Origin of the sequence: Pseudomonas aeruginosa, from assembly GCF_001457615.1 — a bacterium.
Taxonomy (GTDB): Bacteria; Pseudomonadota; Gammaproteobacteria; order Pseudomonadales; family Pseudomonadaceae; genus Pseudomonas; species Pseudomonas aeruginosa.
The window spans coordinates 4,592,371-4,607,935 of sequence record NZ_LN831024.1 but is presented as its reverse complement, the minus strand read 5'-3'; the positions used below and the strand labels follow the sequence as shown (position 1 = coordinate 4,607,935).

At 65.9% G+C, this 15,565-nt stretch carries 12 protein-coding genes and 1 pseudogene; 5 read left to right on the top strand and 8 right to left on the bottom strand.

Going from position 1 to position 15,565, the window contains the following annotated elements; translation table 11 throughout:
- Positions 1-55 precede the first annotated feature (55 nt).
- The gene (locus AT700_RS21160; RefSeq protein WP_003085814.1) at positions 56-1,240 is read right to left on the bottom strand and encodes an acetate kinase; all 1,185 of its coding nucleotides are present in this window, start codon (positions 1,238-1,240) and stop codon (positions 56-58) included.
- Positions 1,240-1,578 carry a DUF3565 domain-containing protein gene (locus AT700_RS29810; protein ID WP_003109430.1) on the bottom strand — a complete coding sequence of 113 codons (339 nt, stop codon included), beginning with the start codon at positions 1,576-1,578 and terminating at the stop codon, positions 1,240-1,242. Before AT700_RS29810 ends, AT700_RS21160 begins: the two co-directional genes overlap by 1 nt.
- Between AT700_RS29810 and AT700_RS21155 the strand changes: the two genes are divergently transcribed.
- From AT700_RS21155 to AT700_RS21135, 5 genes are all read left to right on the top strand, one after another.
- On the top strand, positions 1,547-2,032 hold the full coding sequence (locus AT700_RS21155) for an FKBP-type peptidyl-prolyl cis-trans isomerase (protein ID WP_003085816.1): 486 nt from the start codon (positions 1,547-1,549) through the stop codon (positions 2,030-2,032). The two genes, AT700_RS29810 and AT700_RS21155, sit on opposite strands and share 32 nt — an antisense overlap.
- 205 nt (positions 2,033-2,237) lie before the next feature.
- The gene (locus AT700_RS21150) at positions 2,238-2,720 is read left to right on the top strand and encodes a glutathione peroxidase (RefSeq protein ID WP_003109429.1); all 483 of its coding nucleotides are present in this window, start codon (positions 2,238-2,240) and stop codon (positions 2,718-2,720) included.
- A gap of 150 nt (positions 2,721-2,870) precedes the next feature.
- Entirely contained in the window at positions 2,871-3,461 is a 591-nt protein-coding gene (locus AT700_RS21145) for a TetR/AcrR family transcriptional regulator (RefSeq protein ID WP_003116488.1), read from the top strand.
- 40 nt (positions 3,462-3,501) lie between these two features.
- Positions 3,502-4,614 (top strand): NADH:flavin oxidoreductase, encoded by a 1,113-nt coding sequence (locus AT700_RS21140; protein ID WP_003122997.1) that lies wholly within the window; start codon positions 3,502-3,504, stop codon positions 4,612-4,614.
- Between the two features lie 190 nt (positions 4,615-4,804).
- A complete protein-coding gene (locus AT700_RS21135; protein ID WP_003085826.1) occupies positions 4,805-5,764 on the top strand; it encodes a DegV family protein in 960 nt (319 codons plus the stop codon).
- Between the two features lie 3 nt (positions 5,765-5,767).
- Here AT700_RS21135 and AT700_RS21130 read toward each other — a convergent pair whose 3' ends face one another.
- From AT700_RS21130 to AT700_RS21105, 6 genes and pseudogenes are all read right to left on the bottom strand, one after another.
- On the bottom strand, positions 5,768-6,988 hold the full coding sequence (locus AT700_RS21130; RefSeq protein WP_003116486.1) for a glycosyltransferase family 4 protein: 1,221 nt from the start codon (positions 6,986-6,988) through the stop codon (positions 5,768-5,770).
- Positions 6,989-7,075: 87 nt separating this feature from the next.
- Entirely contained in the window at positions 7,076-7,699 is a 624-nt protein-coding gene (gene plcR, locus AT700_RS21125; RefSeq protein ID WP_012614439.1) for a phospholipase C accessory protein PlcR, read from the bottom strand.
- Positions 7,700-7,716: 17 nt separating this feature from the next.
- Positions 7,717-9,908, bottom strand: a pseudogene (locus tag AT700_RS21120) (phosphocholine-specific phospholipase C).
- 341 nt (positions 9,909-10,249) lie between these two features.
- A complete protein-coding gene (gene cerN / locus AT700_RS21115; RefSeq protein ID WP_031684872.1) occupies positions 10,250-12,262 on the bottom strand; it encodes a ceramidase CerN in 2,013 nt (670 codons plus the stop codon).
- 377 nt (positions 12,263-12,639) lie between these two features.
- On the bottom strand, positions 12,640-13,380 hold the full coding sequence (cysZ, locus tag AT700_RS21110) for a sulfate transporter CysZ (RefSeq protein WP_003116482.1): 741 nt from the start codon (positions 13,378-13,380) through the stop codon (positions 12,640-12,642).
- An 84-nt stretch (positions 13,381-13,464) separates the two neighbouring features.
- On the bottom strand, positions 13,465-15,420 hold the full coding sequence (locus tag AT700_RS21105) for a diguanylate cyclase domain-containing protein (RefSeq protein ID WP_014603210.1): 1,956 nt from the start codon (positions 15,418-15,420) through the stop codon (positions 13,465-13,467).
- Positions 15,421-15,565: the final 145 nt, after the last annotated feature.

Genomic DNA, 15,565 nt, shown 5'->3' with positions numbered 1-15,565 from the left:
CCTTAAGCCGTGCGTTTGGCCACGCCGCCTGGTTGGGCGGGGGCGTCGATCCAGTTCAGTCGAGCAGGGCCAGCGTGTCGAGGGCGATCTGCCGCTCTTCGTTGGTCGGGATCACCAGTACCCGCGGATGCCCCGCGGCCTGGATCGGCCCGGCGACGCCGCGCACGCAGCGGGCGTTGGCCTCCTGGTCGAGGCGCAGGTCGAACAGCCGCAGGTGGGCGGCGGTCTTGGCGCGCACCAGCGGCGAGTTCTCGCCGATGCCACCGGTGAAGATCACCCCGTCCAGTTGCGGCAGGGCGCAGCTCATCGCCGCCAGGGACTTGGCCAGGCGGTAGCAGAACACCTCGATCGCCAGGGCCGCGCCGGGGTGGCCCTGCTCGCGCTCCTGCTCCAGGGTGCGCATGTCGTTGGACAGGTCGGAGAGGCCGAGCAGGCCACTTTCGTTGTTCAGCATCGAGTCGATGCGCTCCAGGCTCCAGCCCAGGGTCCGCGCCAGGTGGCTGTGCAGGTTGGGGTCGACGTCGCCGCTGCGGGTGCCCATTACCAGGCCTTCCAGCGGGGTCAGGCCCATGCTGGTGTCGAGGCTCTGGCCGTTGACGATGGCGCAGGTCGAACTGCCGTTGCCGAGGTGGGCGCTGAGCCAACTGCTGTCGCCGACCGCCAACCCGGCCATTTCCGCGGCGCGGTGGCTGACGTAGCGGTGGCTGGTGCCGTGGAAGCCGTAGCGGCGTACGCCATGCTCGCGGTAGAGGGCTTCCGGCAGGGCGTAGCGGTAGGCGTGCTCCGGCAGGCTCTGGTGGAAGGCGGTGTCGAACACGGCGACGTGGGGCAGCTTGGGAAACAGCGTCATCGCTGCCTCGATGCCTTGCAGGTTGGCCGGGTTGTGCAGCGGCGCCAGCGGCGCGGTGGCCCGGATCGCCTCGACCACCCGGTCGTCGATGCGCGTGGCATGGGTGAACAGCTCGCCGCCATGCACCACCCGGTGGCCGATGCCGTGGAGCTTGCCGCCCGCGGCGTTCTGCACCATCGGCAGCAACTGGGCGAGGGCGGCGCGGTGGTCGGCGTTGGGAATCATCAGGCTGTCGCTGTCGCCGCCGCGCTTCCAGCGCAGCACCGCATCGCGGCTGCCCAGGCGCTCGGCGAGGCCGTGCAGGGGAAACAGGGAGTGGGCCTCGTTGACCAGGGCGAACTTGATCGACGAACTGCCGCAGTTGATCACCAGTATGTTGCGTGAGGGCATCACTGCTCCTTGGTCTGCTCTTCTTCTTCCCGGGCACACCAGCCGCAGCGAAATTCGCGGCCGAGCTGTCTGTGCCGCTCGTTTTCGTCAAGGACCCAGGCGCGCGATTGCCAGGGCGGTTGGTGGCGCAGGTGTTGAGTATGGCCACAGGACAAGACTGCCACCCAATGGCCTTCCTCGTCCTGATGAAAATCAATCACCCGCGACGGCGCTCGCGCGCCCCGTTCATCAGGGGCGCGGTCGCTTTCGGGGCTATTGATGCGTACACTTACGCATTCATCTTCTTTATCGAAAAGGTTTCGAACCATGCAGATCGCGGCCAACAAGGCGGTTTCCATCGACTATACCCTGACCAACGACGCCGGGGATGTCATCGACAGTTCCGCTGGTGGCGCGCCGCTGGTCTACCTGCACGGTGCCGGCAACATCATCGTCGGCCTGGAGAAGGCCCTGGAAGGCAAGAACGTCGGTGACGAACTGAGCGTCGCCATCGAGCCGGAAGACGCCTATGGCGAATACAGCGCCGAACTGGTCGCGACCCTGACCCGCGAGATGTTCGAAGGCGTCGACGAACTGGAAGTCGGCATGCAGTTCCACGCCTCGGCTCCGGACGGCGGCATGCAGATCGTCACCATCCGCGACATCGACGGCGACGACGTGACCGTCGACGGCAACCATCCGCTGGCCGGCCAGCGCCTGAACTTCAAGGTCAAGGTAGTCGACGTGCGCGAGGCCAACGCCGAGGAAATCGCCCACGGCCACATCCATGGCGAAGGCGGTCACCACCACTGATCGGCGTTCATTCGCCGATTGATGGCCTGGGCCGTCCGCCGGCGGAACTGCTAAGCTGGTATAGCGAAAGGCGCCTGTGGGCGCCTTTCGCGTCATGCGCCATGCCTGGGCTCTTTACCCCGTCCCTGGGGATGCGCCGCAGCCAGGGTTCTTGCCCGGTGCGGGGCTTGGCACGTTGTGTCGCTGAATGCGCAAGGAGTACGTCATGAGTGCCTTTCACGATCTCACCCTGCAGGGGTTGGATGGACAGGACCTGCCGCTTTCCCCGTTCAAGGGCAAGGTGCTGCTGGTGGTCAATGTCGCCTCCAAATGCGGCCTGACACCCCAGTACGCCGGCCTGGAGAATCTCTACCAGACCTACCGCGAGCGCGGTTTCGCGGTGCTCGGCGTGCCCTGCAACCAGTTCGCCGGGCAGGAACCGGGCAGCGAGGCGGATATCCAGTCCTTCTGCAGCCTGAACTATGGCGTCAGCTTCCCGATGAGCGCCAAGGTCGAGGTCAACGGCAGCGCGCGGCATCCGCTCTATCGCCTGCTGGCGGGCGAGGGCGCGGAGTTTCCCGGCGACATCACCTGGAACTTCGAGAAATTCCTCCTCGGTCCCGACGGTCGCGTGCTGGCGCGTTTCAGCCCGCGCACGGCGCCGGACGACCCGGCCCTGGTGCAAGCCATCGAGAAGGCCCTGGGTTGATCTCCCGCGGGACGCGTTCGCGTCCCGCCGCTTCCTTTCCTGTCTTGCGCCGCTTCATGACGCAACGCGATAAGCCCCTGCCTGTAACGCCTGATCACCGCCGTTGATAATGCTGGGCGGACGAGACGACCGGTCATATTCTCTCGTTCCATGACTAGCAACCGACTCGACAAGCGCGAACTGATCCTGGCCAAGGGCTCCGAGGTCATGACCCGACGTGGCTACCACGGCACCGGGGTGCTGGAGATCGTCCAGGCCGCGCGCATCCCCAAGGGCTCCTTCTATCACTACTTCGATAGCAAGGAAGCTTTCGCCCAGCAGGCCCTGGAGCACGTCTACGCGCCGCGCCTGGCGCGCTACGCCCAGGCCCTCGGCGATAGCCGCTTCAGCCCGCGCGAGCGGGTGCTGCGCTACTACGGCGAGCTGCTGGAGCACTTCGCCCGCCAGGAAAAGCCCGAATACCACTGCTTCATCGGCAGCCTGAGCTTCGAGATGGCCGAGCTGTCGCCGCCGATCGCGGCCAAGGTCGAGTCGATCCTGCAGGCTTCCGCGCGAATCCTCCAGGACTGTCTGGAGCAGGCGCGCGAGGCCGGCGAACTGGCCGCCGACGAGGACTGCGCGAGCCTGGCCGGCTTCATCGGCTTCGCCTGGCAGGGCGCCCTGGCGCGCTTCAAGGTCGGCGCCGGCCTCGCTCCGCTGAATGCTTTCATGTCGCGCCTGGAGCTGCTGCTCCGCGCCTGATACCTGCCCGAACCTCCCATTCCCCCTCAGGAGTCCGTCCATGAGTGCCCCCGTAGAAGCCCTGTTCCAACCGTTCCGCCTCGGCGCCCTGGAACTGCCCACCCGTGTGGTGATGGCACCGATGACCCGCAACTTTTCCCCCGGCGGCGTACCCAACGCCAAGGTCGTCGAGTACTACCGCCGGCGCGCCGCCGCCGGCGTCGGCCTGATCGTCAGCGAAGGCACAACGGTCGGCCACAAGGCCGCCAACGGCTATCCGAACGTGCCGCGCTTCTATGGCGAGGACGCCCTGGCCGGCTGGAAGCAGGTGGTCGAGGCGGTGCATGCCGAGGGCGGGCGCATCGTTCCGCAGCTCTGGCACGTCGGCAGCGTTCGGCGCCTGGGCGTGGAGCCGGACGCCAGCGTGCCCGGCTACGGCCCGATGGAGAAGGCCAAGGACGGCAAGGTGCTGGTCCACGGCATGAGTAAGGCCGACATTCAGGACGTCATCGCCGCCTTCGCCCAGGCCGCCCGCGACGCCCAGGCGATCGGCATGGACGGGGTGGAGATCCACGGCGCCCACGGCTACCTGATCGACCAGTTCTTCTGGGAAGGCAGCAACCAGCGGGACGACGAGTACGGCGGCAGCCTGGCCAATCGCTCGCGCTTCGCCGTCGAGCTGGTGCGGGCGGTGCGCGCGGCGGTCGGCGCGGATTTCCCGATCATCTTCCGCTTCTCTCAATGGAAGCAGCAGGACTATTCCGCGCGCCTGGTGGAAACCCCGGAGGGCCTGCGCGAGTTCCTCGCGCCGCTGGTGGAGGCCGGCGTCGATATCTTCCACTGCTCGACCCGCCGCTTCTGGATTCCCGAGTTCGAAGGCTCGGAACTCAACCTGGCCGGCTGGACCCGCGAGCTGACCGGCAAGCCGACCATTACCGTGGGTAACGTCGGCCTGGACGGCAGCGAGTTCCTGCAATTCTTCGGCAAAACCGACGAGGTGGCGCAGCCGGCGAGCATCGACGGCCTGGTGGAGCGCCTGGACAAGGGCGAGTTCGACCTGGTCGCGGTGGGCCGCGCGCTGCTGGTGGATCCGGAGTGGGCGGTGAAGGTCCGCGAGGGGCGTATCGGCGACATCAAGCCGTTCAGCCGCGAGGCCCTGGCCAGCCTGGTCTGAAGGCGCGTCCGCGACGCACCGGCCCGGCGCCGCGCCGGCAAGCAGATCCCACCCCTCGGGGTGGGATTTTTCATGGCCGTGATTTTTTCCGAAAACCCGCCGTGCGGCCGGCTGACTTCAAAGTCCGAAACGGGCATTGTATGACCGCCAACACAACAATAGGCCGAGAAACGGCCAGAGGAGCGAATCCATGCGTATCGGCCTGGTGGTCGACGCGACCTGCGACCTGCCGCCCGAATTCCTCGCCGCCCACGGCATCCGCGTGATGCCGATCGGGATCCGCCTGGGCGAGCAGCGGCTCATCGATCGACGCGACCCCGACACCACCCTGAGCTTTTACCGCGACCACCTGCCCAAGGTCGGTAGCAAGGACGGCAGCCAGCCGCTCTCCGCCGCCGAGTTGCAACAATGGTTCCTCGACGAACTGGTGACCGACTTCGACTACGTGGTCTGCCTCACCGTCGACAGCCTGCGCAGTCCGATCTTCGAGCACGCCACCCAGGCCTCCTTCGGCCTGCTCCAGCACTACCACGAGCGCCGCCACGCGGCCGGCATCGCCGGTCCCTTCACCCTGCGCGTACTCGACAGCCACTCGGTGTTCGCCGGCATCGCCTGCCTGGCGGCCGAGGGCACGCGCCTGCTGGCGCAGGGCAGCCACCCCAACGCGCTGCGTACGCGCCTCGAACAGCTCAGCCAGCAGACCTGCACCTACCTGGTCGCCGACGACCTGGGCCACTTGCGCCGGCGCGGCTTCCAGAAGGGTGATCGCAGCGGTTTCGTCGACCGGGTCAAGGGCGCGGCGCTGGGGTTGGGCTCGCTGCTCGACGTCAAGCCGGTGTTCAGCCTGGCCGATGGCGAGGACAAACCGGTGGCGCTCTCGCCGAGCTTCGAGAAGTCGGCGGAGAAGCTGTTCGGCTATGCCCTGGCGCGGGTACAGGCGGGTGAGCTGCTGGCACCGCAACTGGGTCTCAGCTATGCCGGCGATCCGACCGCGCTGCGCGACCTGCCGGGCTTCGCCGCGCTGGAGAACGCCTGCCGCGAGCGCGACATCCACTTGCACCTGGGCATGCTCAGTCCCACCGGCGGCATCAATCTGGGCGCCGGGGCCATGAGCCTGGGCTTCATCGCCGCGCCGAAAGCCTTTGCCTGAGACCTACTCGCGGCTGCGTGGCAAGGCCCCGCCATCCTCCGCCGGCGGCCGCTCGGGCTTCGACCGAGCGGGCTGGACCAGCGGACTGGCGCAGGCGTCCTCCAGGTAGTTCTGGAAGTGCTCGACGATGCTGTCCCAACCTTGCCGGCTGGCGTGCTGGCGGGCGTTGAGACGGACCCGGCGCAGGCGTTCCTGGTCGTCCAGCAGCCAACTGGCGACTTCGACGAAGCCGCTCTTGTCGCCCGGCGCGGCGAGCACGCCGTTGTGCCCATGGCGGATGTGCTGGCCGGCGGCGGCCTGGTCGAAGGCGACCACCGCGAGGCCGGCGGCCTGGGCTTCGAGGACCACGTTGCCGAAGGTCTCCGACAGGCTTGGGAAGAGGAACAGGTCGCCCGAGGCGTAGTGGGCGGCCAGGGTTTCGCCGCGCTGGACGCCGCAGAACAGCGCTTCGGGCAGGTCCCGTTCGAGGTGCCTGCGCTCCGGCCCGTCGCCCACCAGTACCAGGCGCAGCTTCAGCTGCGGATGGGCGGCGCAGAGCGCGCGGAAGGTGCCGCCGAGCAGGCCGAGGTTCTTCTCTGCCGCCAGCCGGCCGACGTGCAGCACGGCGATGTCCTGTTCGCCCAGGCCCCAGCGCCGGCGTAGTTCGGGATCGCGCCGGGAGGGATGGAAGAGTTGGCTGTCGACCCCGCGGGAGAGCAGGTTGAGACGTTCGAAACCGCGTCGCTGCAATTCCATGCGCTGGCTGCCGCTGGGCACCAGGGTCATCTGCGTGCGGTTGTGGAACCAGCGCAGGTAGCCGGTGACCAGCCGGGTCAGCGGACCGAAGCCGTAGTGCTCGCTGTACTGCTGGAAGTTGGTGTGGAAGCCGCTGACCGCCGGGATGCCCAGGCGCCGCGCGGCGCGCAGGGCGGAGAAGCCGAGCGGGCCTTCGGTGGCGATGTAGAGCACGTCCGGGCGCTGGCGCTTCCAGCAGCGCAGCAGCTTGTGCAGGCTCGACATGCCCCATTGCAGGCCGGGGTAGCCGGGCAACGGCCAGCCGCGGGTCAGCACCAGCTCGGCGTCGCTGCGCCGGCCGTCGTCGCCGGGCTGGCGCGGGCGCACCACCTGGACCCGATGGCCAAGCTGCTGGAGACCGGCATGCAGGCGCCCCAGGGTATTGGCGACGCCGTTGACTTCCGGTGGGTAGGTTTCGCTGATCAGGGCGATGCTTAGAGGTCTGCTCATGACGTCAGTGTCGACCGACGCCGTGTAGCGGATGTGAAGTTTTGGTGACGCTTGCGTGACGGCGCCCCTATCGGGGCGCCGTGGATTTCAGCGTTGCAGCAGGCGTGGGTTCTCCTCGCCGAAGATCTGCTTGCGCAGGGCCTTGAGGCGTTCGTCGATGGCGGCGTGACGCTGCTCCTCGTCGTCGACGCTGGCGAGCACCTCGGCGATCACCTTGTCCGACTCTTGCGCGTATTCGCGCAGTTGCTCTTCCTCGCCAGGCGTCGCCGCTTGCTGCTGGACGGAGGCGTTGTCCTTGAGCGCCATCCAGATCTCGAAGTCGAGCGCCTCGCGGCGCCTGGCATCGGCCTCCACATAGGGCGTCAGACGCTGGATCTCCTCGAAGGTCTGGCGCGGATCGGCGCCGACCGCCACCTCGCGCTTGAGCTGTTCGATCAGGCCTTCGGCGGCCTGTTTGCGTTCGATCTCGGACATCTGCCCGGCGTTGCGGCCGAACTCGCCGAGTTGCTGTTCCAGGTTGTCGGGAGCGGTGGCTGTATTCATCTCGGGGGCTCGGGAAGGAATGGAAGGTTTTGCCGCCGGTGTGGCCTGCGGGGGAGACGCGAAGGGCGCGACGGGCGCCGGCTCCGATGGGTAAAGCAACAGGACGGCGCCGATGGCCGTGCCGCAGAGCAGCAGGGCCAGCAAGGTCCAGGTCAGGGTAGGTCTCATGCGATGGACTCCTCGCTTCAGGTCGCTGCGATGTCGAGCAATGGATCGCTCCTGCTCGGCTTGCCGGTCTCGACGTGTCCGGCCAGGCGGCGGAGATAGTTGGCTTCCGTATTGCTGGCGGTCACGCTGAGGTCGTACCAGCCCTGGCTGCTGCGTAACAGCCACACTTCACTGATCGCCTGGTTCGGTTCGAGTTCATAGCGACGGCTGCCCTCCCGGGTATAGGCCGGGTTCGGCGTCACCGTCACGCTGCACGGCAGGCGGCCGAGATTGCGGATGTTCAACTGCAGGTTGCCGTTGCGTTGATAGGTGACCGATACCTCGGGCCGCGCCATCTGCGCGGCGAGATGCAGGTTGCCGTGGAACTCGCGGAAGAAGCCGTTGGGGCCGTGCACCTCGAAGGCGTAGCGGCCGTTGGCGTCGAGCAGGTCGTCGAGTTCGTCGTTGAGGGTCCGGCCCAGTTCCTCTCCGCTTTCCTGGACCACCGGATAGCTGGTCACGGTATAGAAGCGCGGATTGCCGACTTCCCGCGGCTGCACCTGGAATACCGCAGCGGAGTGTCCCTGCGGATTGCCCGGCAGGCTCATGCCGTCGTTGCCCAGGGTCAGGCGCAGCTTGCCGGCGGCGATGTCGAGGGCCAGCGTGGCGTGCAACTGGTAGGGCACCGCGAGGGTAGGGCGCTGGCCCTTTTCCTGGCCGGGCAGGCTCTTGGGCTCGTAGGACCAGTATTTGGGACTGGGCCGGTAGAACTGCTGCCAGTAGGCGTCCTCCTTGCGCGCGTCGCTCTGCGGGATGTTGGTCAGGTCGGGGGCGACCTGGGTATCGCCTGCGCCCTGGAAGTCGAACAGCGAAGTCAGGTCGCCGCAGACGGCACGCCGCCAGGGCGAGATGTTTTCCTCGACGACGCCGAAGCGGCGTTCGAGGAAGCGCAGCACCGAGGTATGGTCGAACACTTCGGCGCTGACCTTGCCGCCCTTCGACCAGGGCGAGATGGCGATCAGCGGGACGCGGTGGCCGAGCCCGATGGGCAGCCCGCTGGATGCCTCGATCTCGCCGGCGGTGCTGACCGTGGAAAGGCCGACGCCATCCTTCCACGGCGGCACCGGGGCGCTGGCGTGGTCATAGAAGCCGTCGCCCTCGTCGTAGTTGAGGATGAACACGGTCCTGGCCCAGACCTCGGGGTTGCTGGTCAGCGCGTCGAGCACCCGGGTCACGTAGTACTCGCCGAACGAGGGGCCCCACCAGGGATGCTCGCAGTAGCAGTAGGGCGCGACGATCCAGGACACCTGCGGCAGCGTGTTTTCTTGCACATCCTTGCGCAACTGGTCGACGCCGCGGGCGAGCATGGCGCGCTGCCAGAGGTCCGAATCGCGCGGAGCGTTCTTGAAGTTCCTGAACCAGGCGAGGGCGTTGCAGTCGTAGTTGTTCTGCTCCTGGAGCCGGTATTTCCAGTAGGCGTCGACGTACAGGTACCAGAGTGACGAGGAGCGGTAGCCGCCTTCCTGGTAGACCCGCCAGTCCACGCCAGCGGCGCTTAGCCGCTCGGGATAGGTGGTCCAGTCCACCGTGCCGCTGGCGCCGATGGTGCCGTCGCCCATGTCGTTGCCGATGTGTACGTCCTTGCCGTCGCCGCTGGGGCGGCGCGTCCGCTCATGTGGTAGAGGCGGTTCGGATTGGTCGGGCCCATCATCGACTGGTGGTAGGCCTCGCACAGGGTGAAGGCGTCGGCCAGGGCGTAGTAGTAGGGAATGTCGCCGCGCTTGAAGTAGCCCATGGCTTCGGGGTACTGCACCGCCATCCACTTGTCGTTGCGGCCCTGGTTCCAGATCGCGTGGAAGGCCGACCATTCATGGTTCTGCGAACTCACCCACTGGGCGCTGGTGACTTTGGTATCCCAGTGATAGGGGGAGAACTCGTACTTGTAGTTCTGGTACCAGACCGGCTTGCCGTCCTGGCGCTTGAGCGCGCGAGGATCGTTGAAGCCGCGGACGCCGTTGAGGTGGCCGAAGTAGTGATCGAAGCTGCGGTTCTCCTGCATCAGGATGACCACGTGCTGGACGTCCTGGATGGTTCCGGTGCGGATGTCCGGCTCGATGGCCAGGGCGCGCCGGAGCGTCTCCGGGAACAGCCCGGAAAGGCCGGCCAGGGTAGCGGCCTGGGCGCCGTGCTTGAGAAAGGTTCGACGGCGGAATTTCCAGTTTTCGGTCATCGTTTTATTTCCCGGGTGGTTTTTTGATTTCCATCAATCTGCGTACTTCTTGTTTCGAGATGATTAATCGTCTTCGCTGTTTTTCCGGCAGGGAATACAGCGAGCCGATGGTTTCATGGCGATAATTTATCGGTTGATCCCGAAAGCGACTTCGATATGACCTTGAGCGACAACTTGAGAAGTTTTTCGGGATAAAAACAAAGGGCATGGAAATGGAGTTCCATGCCCTTGTCGGCTGAATGAAAGGTCACTTGTTCATGTGTTTTAAATCACATTTTATTTGACGAATTTCATGCGTCATAAAGTTGGCTGGCGAATCTCGCAACCTTGGCTGGAGCCCGCTAGGGAGTGGTGCCGAGTACCTCGAAGGAGCGGGTCGAACCGCCGATTTCGCTGATCTTCTGGGTCCAGAAGTTCTTCGCGTTGCCGTAGTGCCTGATGTAGTAATGGCCGGGCTCGGTCCCTGGTGGAATGGACCAGTTGATAGTCGCTTTCGAGGCAGATATACCCACTCTCTCCCAGCGGTATTGAGTATCCCAGTCATTATCGGTGGCAACGGTCACGGGCGTTTGTTTGCCATCCTTGCCGATATTCACCACTTCCAGGAAAGTCTTCTCGGTGCGTAAGTCATTCTTCGGATGTCCGGTCACGAAAGCGACGGTCACCTTGTCGCCGATGCGATAACTTTCCCTGGGTTGTTGCAACACGTCGCCGAAGGACTTGCCGATATAGGGATCGTCGGCCACTACTCCGGTCTGGAGGTTCATCTGGCAGCAGGACAGGTCCGGCGCTATCGCCGAGGTTTCCACCGGCAGGCGTTCGCGCAGCGCCACCGCCATGTCGACGAACAACTGCTGGTAGGCGGCCTGGGTCCAGGGGCCGTAGAGGGTCGAGCCGCCTTCGTATTCCTGGGCGGCGTATTCCTCGCGGGTGGTGACGTAGCTGGCATAGGCATTCGCGTAGCCATTGAAGACCACATGGCGGATACCGGCCGCTTCGCTGGCCGCCTGCACCGCGCGGCGGATCCGCACCCCGGCCATCACGGTGAACTCGGCGGGGGCGCCGAGCAGTTCCAACTGGCCGATGCGGAACATCTGGATCGGCAGCACCGTCGGCGTCCAGGGGTAGGGTTTCTTGTTGCCGGTGTCGGCGAGGATGGTCTTTTCCGCCTGGCATTGCACCAGTTCCTGCGGCGGCACGCCGGTGAGCAACCCGCCAAGGGCCGAGAGGAACGGATTGTTGCCTTCCTCCAGCCCCAGCGGGCCTGGACCGTCTTCGGTGCTACCGGCGGCCAGGCTGGTGCCGATGGCCGCGGTGCACAACTGGCGCGGCTGGCCGTCGGTGAACTCCGGGCGGATCGGCAGGCGGGTGAAGTCGACGAAACGGAAGCGCGAATCCAGTTCGCCGAGCACTTCCTCCTGGGCCTGGCCGGCGATCTCGTAGGCCTTGGCGAATTGGCGCAGACCGATCTCACGGGTGTTGTCGAACTCGTTGTCGAAGGGACCGGAGCCGGGCTTCAGGTTCAGGTTGGGCGACAGGTTGCCGGCATTGGTCTGGGCGAAGGCGGCGACGAAACCGCTCTTGCGGCTGACGTCGTGCTCCCAGTGATAGGAGGCGTAGCCCTTGTTGTCCGGGGAGATCAGGTGATTGGCGTTGGTCATCGAGGTGCTGTGCACCGGGAACCAACTGATCGCGCCGGCCAGCTCGCCGTTGGCGTCGACGAAGCTGAGCACGCTCATCTGCGGGTCGATGCCATCCTCGTAGCCGGCGATGTCCGGATTCTTCAGGTGCGACAGCAGCGAGCGGTTGCGGCTGGCGTTGCGCAACTCGCCGCTGCCGTAGAACAGGCGGCCGGGCTGCAACCTGGCCTGGGCCCGCTCGATGGAGCGGACGATGCCGTCGACGATGGCGTTGAAGGTCTTTTCCTGGAAGCCGAGCACCGACAGGTTGTACATCGCGTAGTGGGAGAAGCCGCCCGGACCGGAGTGGGTGTGGGTGGCGGCGAGCATCACGTTGTTCTCGTCGTAGACACCGGGGTACTTCGCCTTGAGCCGGGCCAGGACCTTCAGGTGCACGGCCTGGAAGATCATCCCCAGGTCGGTGTTGACGTAGACCAGGCGACGTCCGCTGGCCGCTTCCTCGATCACGAAGGCACGCGCCCACTGGCGCATGTGGATGCCGGCGGTCTTCTGTTCGAGGGAGGAGTAACCCATCATGCCGACTTCGGCGGCTTCGCCGGTGATGTCCGCCTTGCCCAGGCCGAAGCGGTAGGGCAGGTCGTCGGCCCTGGCAGGCATGGAGAGCGCCAGCAGGACGCAGGACAGCAAGAGCGCGGTGAATGCGGAACGTGACATGGCGACCCTCTTCTTGTTTTCCGCCGCTGGGCGGGCTGGGGACGGTGGTCATCGAAAGCGGGCCGGAGCCTGCTTCGCCTGGTTGCCACTGTAGTGCCAGGGTGGTGGAGTCGAGGGGGGCGTAGCGGACAGGAAGGGGGTGAGCGCCGGCCATCCTGCATGGACGGCAAGGCAGGGGGGTAAAAAAAGGCCGCCTGCGTGGGGAAGCACCGGCGGCCAGTCGGTTCGGCAGCGTCGAGCCGGTCTGCAAGGGCTGGCGCAGGTCTCGGCTGCGGCCTGCGCCGACGCTCCCGAGGGCATTCGTAGTGTGCCCGACGCCGGCTGTCAGGGCGCTGACGCCCGCCTGACAATGCCGACAGCGGACACCGGGCGCATGCTTATTTCACCAGCGCCTTCTCGCCTTCCTCGCGGACCCAGAACAGGGTGGCGCCGGCGACGGCGGCGGGCATCATGACCAGGTTGACCAGCGGGATCAGCAGCGCCAGGTAGGTCACCCCGCCGAAACCCATGCACGCCCAGCGCTTGCTGCGCAGCCAGGCGAGCATCTCGTTCCAGCCGAGCTTGTGGTTGTCCGCCGGATAGTCGATGTACTGCACCGCCATCATCCAGATGCCGAAGAGGATCCACAGCGGCGTGGCGATCAGGTTGACCCCGGGCACGAAGCTCAGCACCAGCAGCACCAGCGCGCGCGGCAGGAAGTAGGCGAGCTTGCGCATCTCGCGACCCATGGTGCGCGGGATCATCGCCAGCAGTTCGGCCCAGCTGAACGGCGGGAAGTCGTCGCGGCCGCGAACCACCACCTCGACCTTTTCCGAGAGGAAGCCGTTGAACGGCGCGGAGATGATGTTGGCGACCATGGTGAAGGTGAAGAACACGATCACCAGCACCAGCAGGACGAACAACGGCCAGACGATGTACTGCAGGAAGCTCAGCCAGTCGGGCAGGCTGGGCATCAGCAGGTCGACCCAGTGGCTGAACTGCTGCATCGCGAAGCCGATCAGCAGGGCGAACACCAGCAGGTTGAGGGTCAGGGGGATCAGCACGAACAGGCGCAGGCCGGGACGCATGATCAGCTTCAGGCCTTCGCCGAGGTATTGCGGGCCGCTCAGGGCTGGCATAGGGAATGGTTCTCCGATGGGATGCGGGCTGAAACCTTAGCAGACTGGCGAAAGCCCGCGACAGAGCCTGTTTGACCGCGCATTTCAGGCTGGCGCCTGGTACAGGCAATAGTGGTTGCGCTGGCGCTTGGCCTCGTACATGGCGCTGTCGGCGGCACGGACCAGTCCTTCGGCATCGCCGGCATGCCGCGGGTAGAGAGCGATGCCGATGCTCGGGGTGACGAAGTCGATGCGTTCGCCATTCAGCGCGATCGGTTGGACCAGCGCCGCCAGCAGGCGTTCTGCGAGGCGCTGCGGATTGTTTTCCTGGCTGTCCTCGAGGAGCACGGCGAATTCGTCGCCGCCCAGGCGGTAGGCCTTGTCCGGCTGCCGCAGGGTGCTGCGTACCCGTTCGGCGACGGTCCTGAGGAGGGCATCGCCGATGTCGTGGCCGAAGCGGTCGTTGACCTCCTTGAAGCGGTCCAGGTCCAGGTACAGCAGCGCCAGTTCGCTTCCGCCGGAGCCGGCGCGAAGCAACGCCTGGCCGAGCTGTTCGTCGAAGGCCTTGCGGTTGCCCAGGCCGGTCAGCGGGTCGCGGTAGGCCATTTCCAGCAATTGCTGCTGGTAGGCGATCTGGTCGCTGACGTCGCGGACGATGCCGCGGTAGCCCCGTAGTTCGCCCTGCAGGTCGTGGATCAGCGAAACCGTGGCCTCGAAGTAGCCGAGGCTGCCGTCGGCGCGCTGCAGGGGGATGGCGAAGGTCTTGCCTGCGCCGCTCTGCATGGCGCGCTGGAAGGGTTGGCGGGCACGCGCCAGGTCGTCTTCGCCGAGCAGTTCGTAGTAGGGATGGCCGATCAGCGTTTCGCGCGTCTGGCCGAGCAGTTGGCAGAGCGCGGGGTTGACGGTGAGGATCACGCCGTCGACGTCCATTTCGAAGTAGCCGTCGCGCATCGACTGGAGGATCGCCCGGTCGCGCGCCTCGCTGTGTTCCAGGCGCTCGAGCATCTGGTTCATCTCGCCCGCCAGTTGTCCCAGCTCGTCGTTGCCGAAGTCGCTCAGGCGTATCGAGTGGGCGTTGCGTCCGACTTCGGCGACCTCCCGGTTGAGCCGTTGGACCCGGCGCAGGACCCACAGCTCCAGGGCCAGGTAGCCGACCAGGAAAGCGCCCAGCGCGACCAGCAGGGAGGCGCCGAGGAAGAAGTTGATGGCCTTCTCGCCCTGGATGTAGAGCAGGCGTTTCTTGGTGATGTCGAAGCGCAGCTGCGGCTCGCCGCTGGAACTCAGGTACTGCACCGAGACCTGCTGGACATGTTCGCCGATGAACCGCCGTGGGCTGAGCAGGGCCTGGTTGTGGGTACTGCCGCTGCGGCTGCGCATCGGCTTCCAGGTGGAGTCGGTGGCGATGTTGGGCATCGGTTGCAGGTCGGCCTGCATCTGTTCGCGGAGGTTGGCCAGGCGTTCCCGGTCGAGGAAGTAGCCGGCGAGGATCGCGCCCTTCGCCGGCGCGCTACCCTGGTTGTTGCTGATAGGCACGCTGACCAGCAGGGTCGGCAGGTTGTCGACCAGCAGCAGCTCGCTCAGGCTGTGGTCGGTGCGTCCGCGAAAGTCCAGCGCGCCGAGGCGGATGGCGCGTTGCTGCAGTGCCTCGAGCAGGGCCTGGTCGCTCGCCGAGGGGGCGCCGAAGAGCACGCGCTGGTCGGGCGCGGGCGGGGACCACTGCTTCAGTTGCAGGTGACCCCGGTCGTCGAGGAACAGGACGAAGTCGAATCCCAGGTCGTCGAGCATCTCGTGGTCGAGGTTTTCCTGTTCGAAGGTCTCGTTGGGGCGCTGGATGAAGTCGTAGCTGGCATCCCACCAGGCGTAGGTGCGAACGATGTCCAGGTGGCGCTTCAACTCGAAGTCCAGCCGGTTGTGCAGGACGGTGGCGCCCTCTTGCAGGCGTTGCTGGTCCTCTCGGTCGAAACGGCTCAGCAGGATGCTTTCCGACAAGAGCCAGATACCGCCGAGACTGGCGGCCAGCAACGGCAGGAATAGCCAGAGCAGGCGTGTGCGTAGGGGCATGCGGTGAGGACGGGTAATGGGCGACAGCATGAGTCTAGCCGCAGGTTGAGAGCATAGGCTGACTCTATCGTGCGAATTGAAATTCGACATTTCAATGCATCGTCGTGGCTGGGTAACCTGCGCTGCATATTCTTCCGGGAGCCTG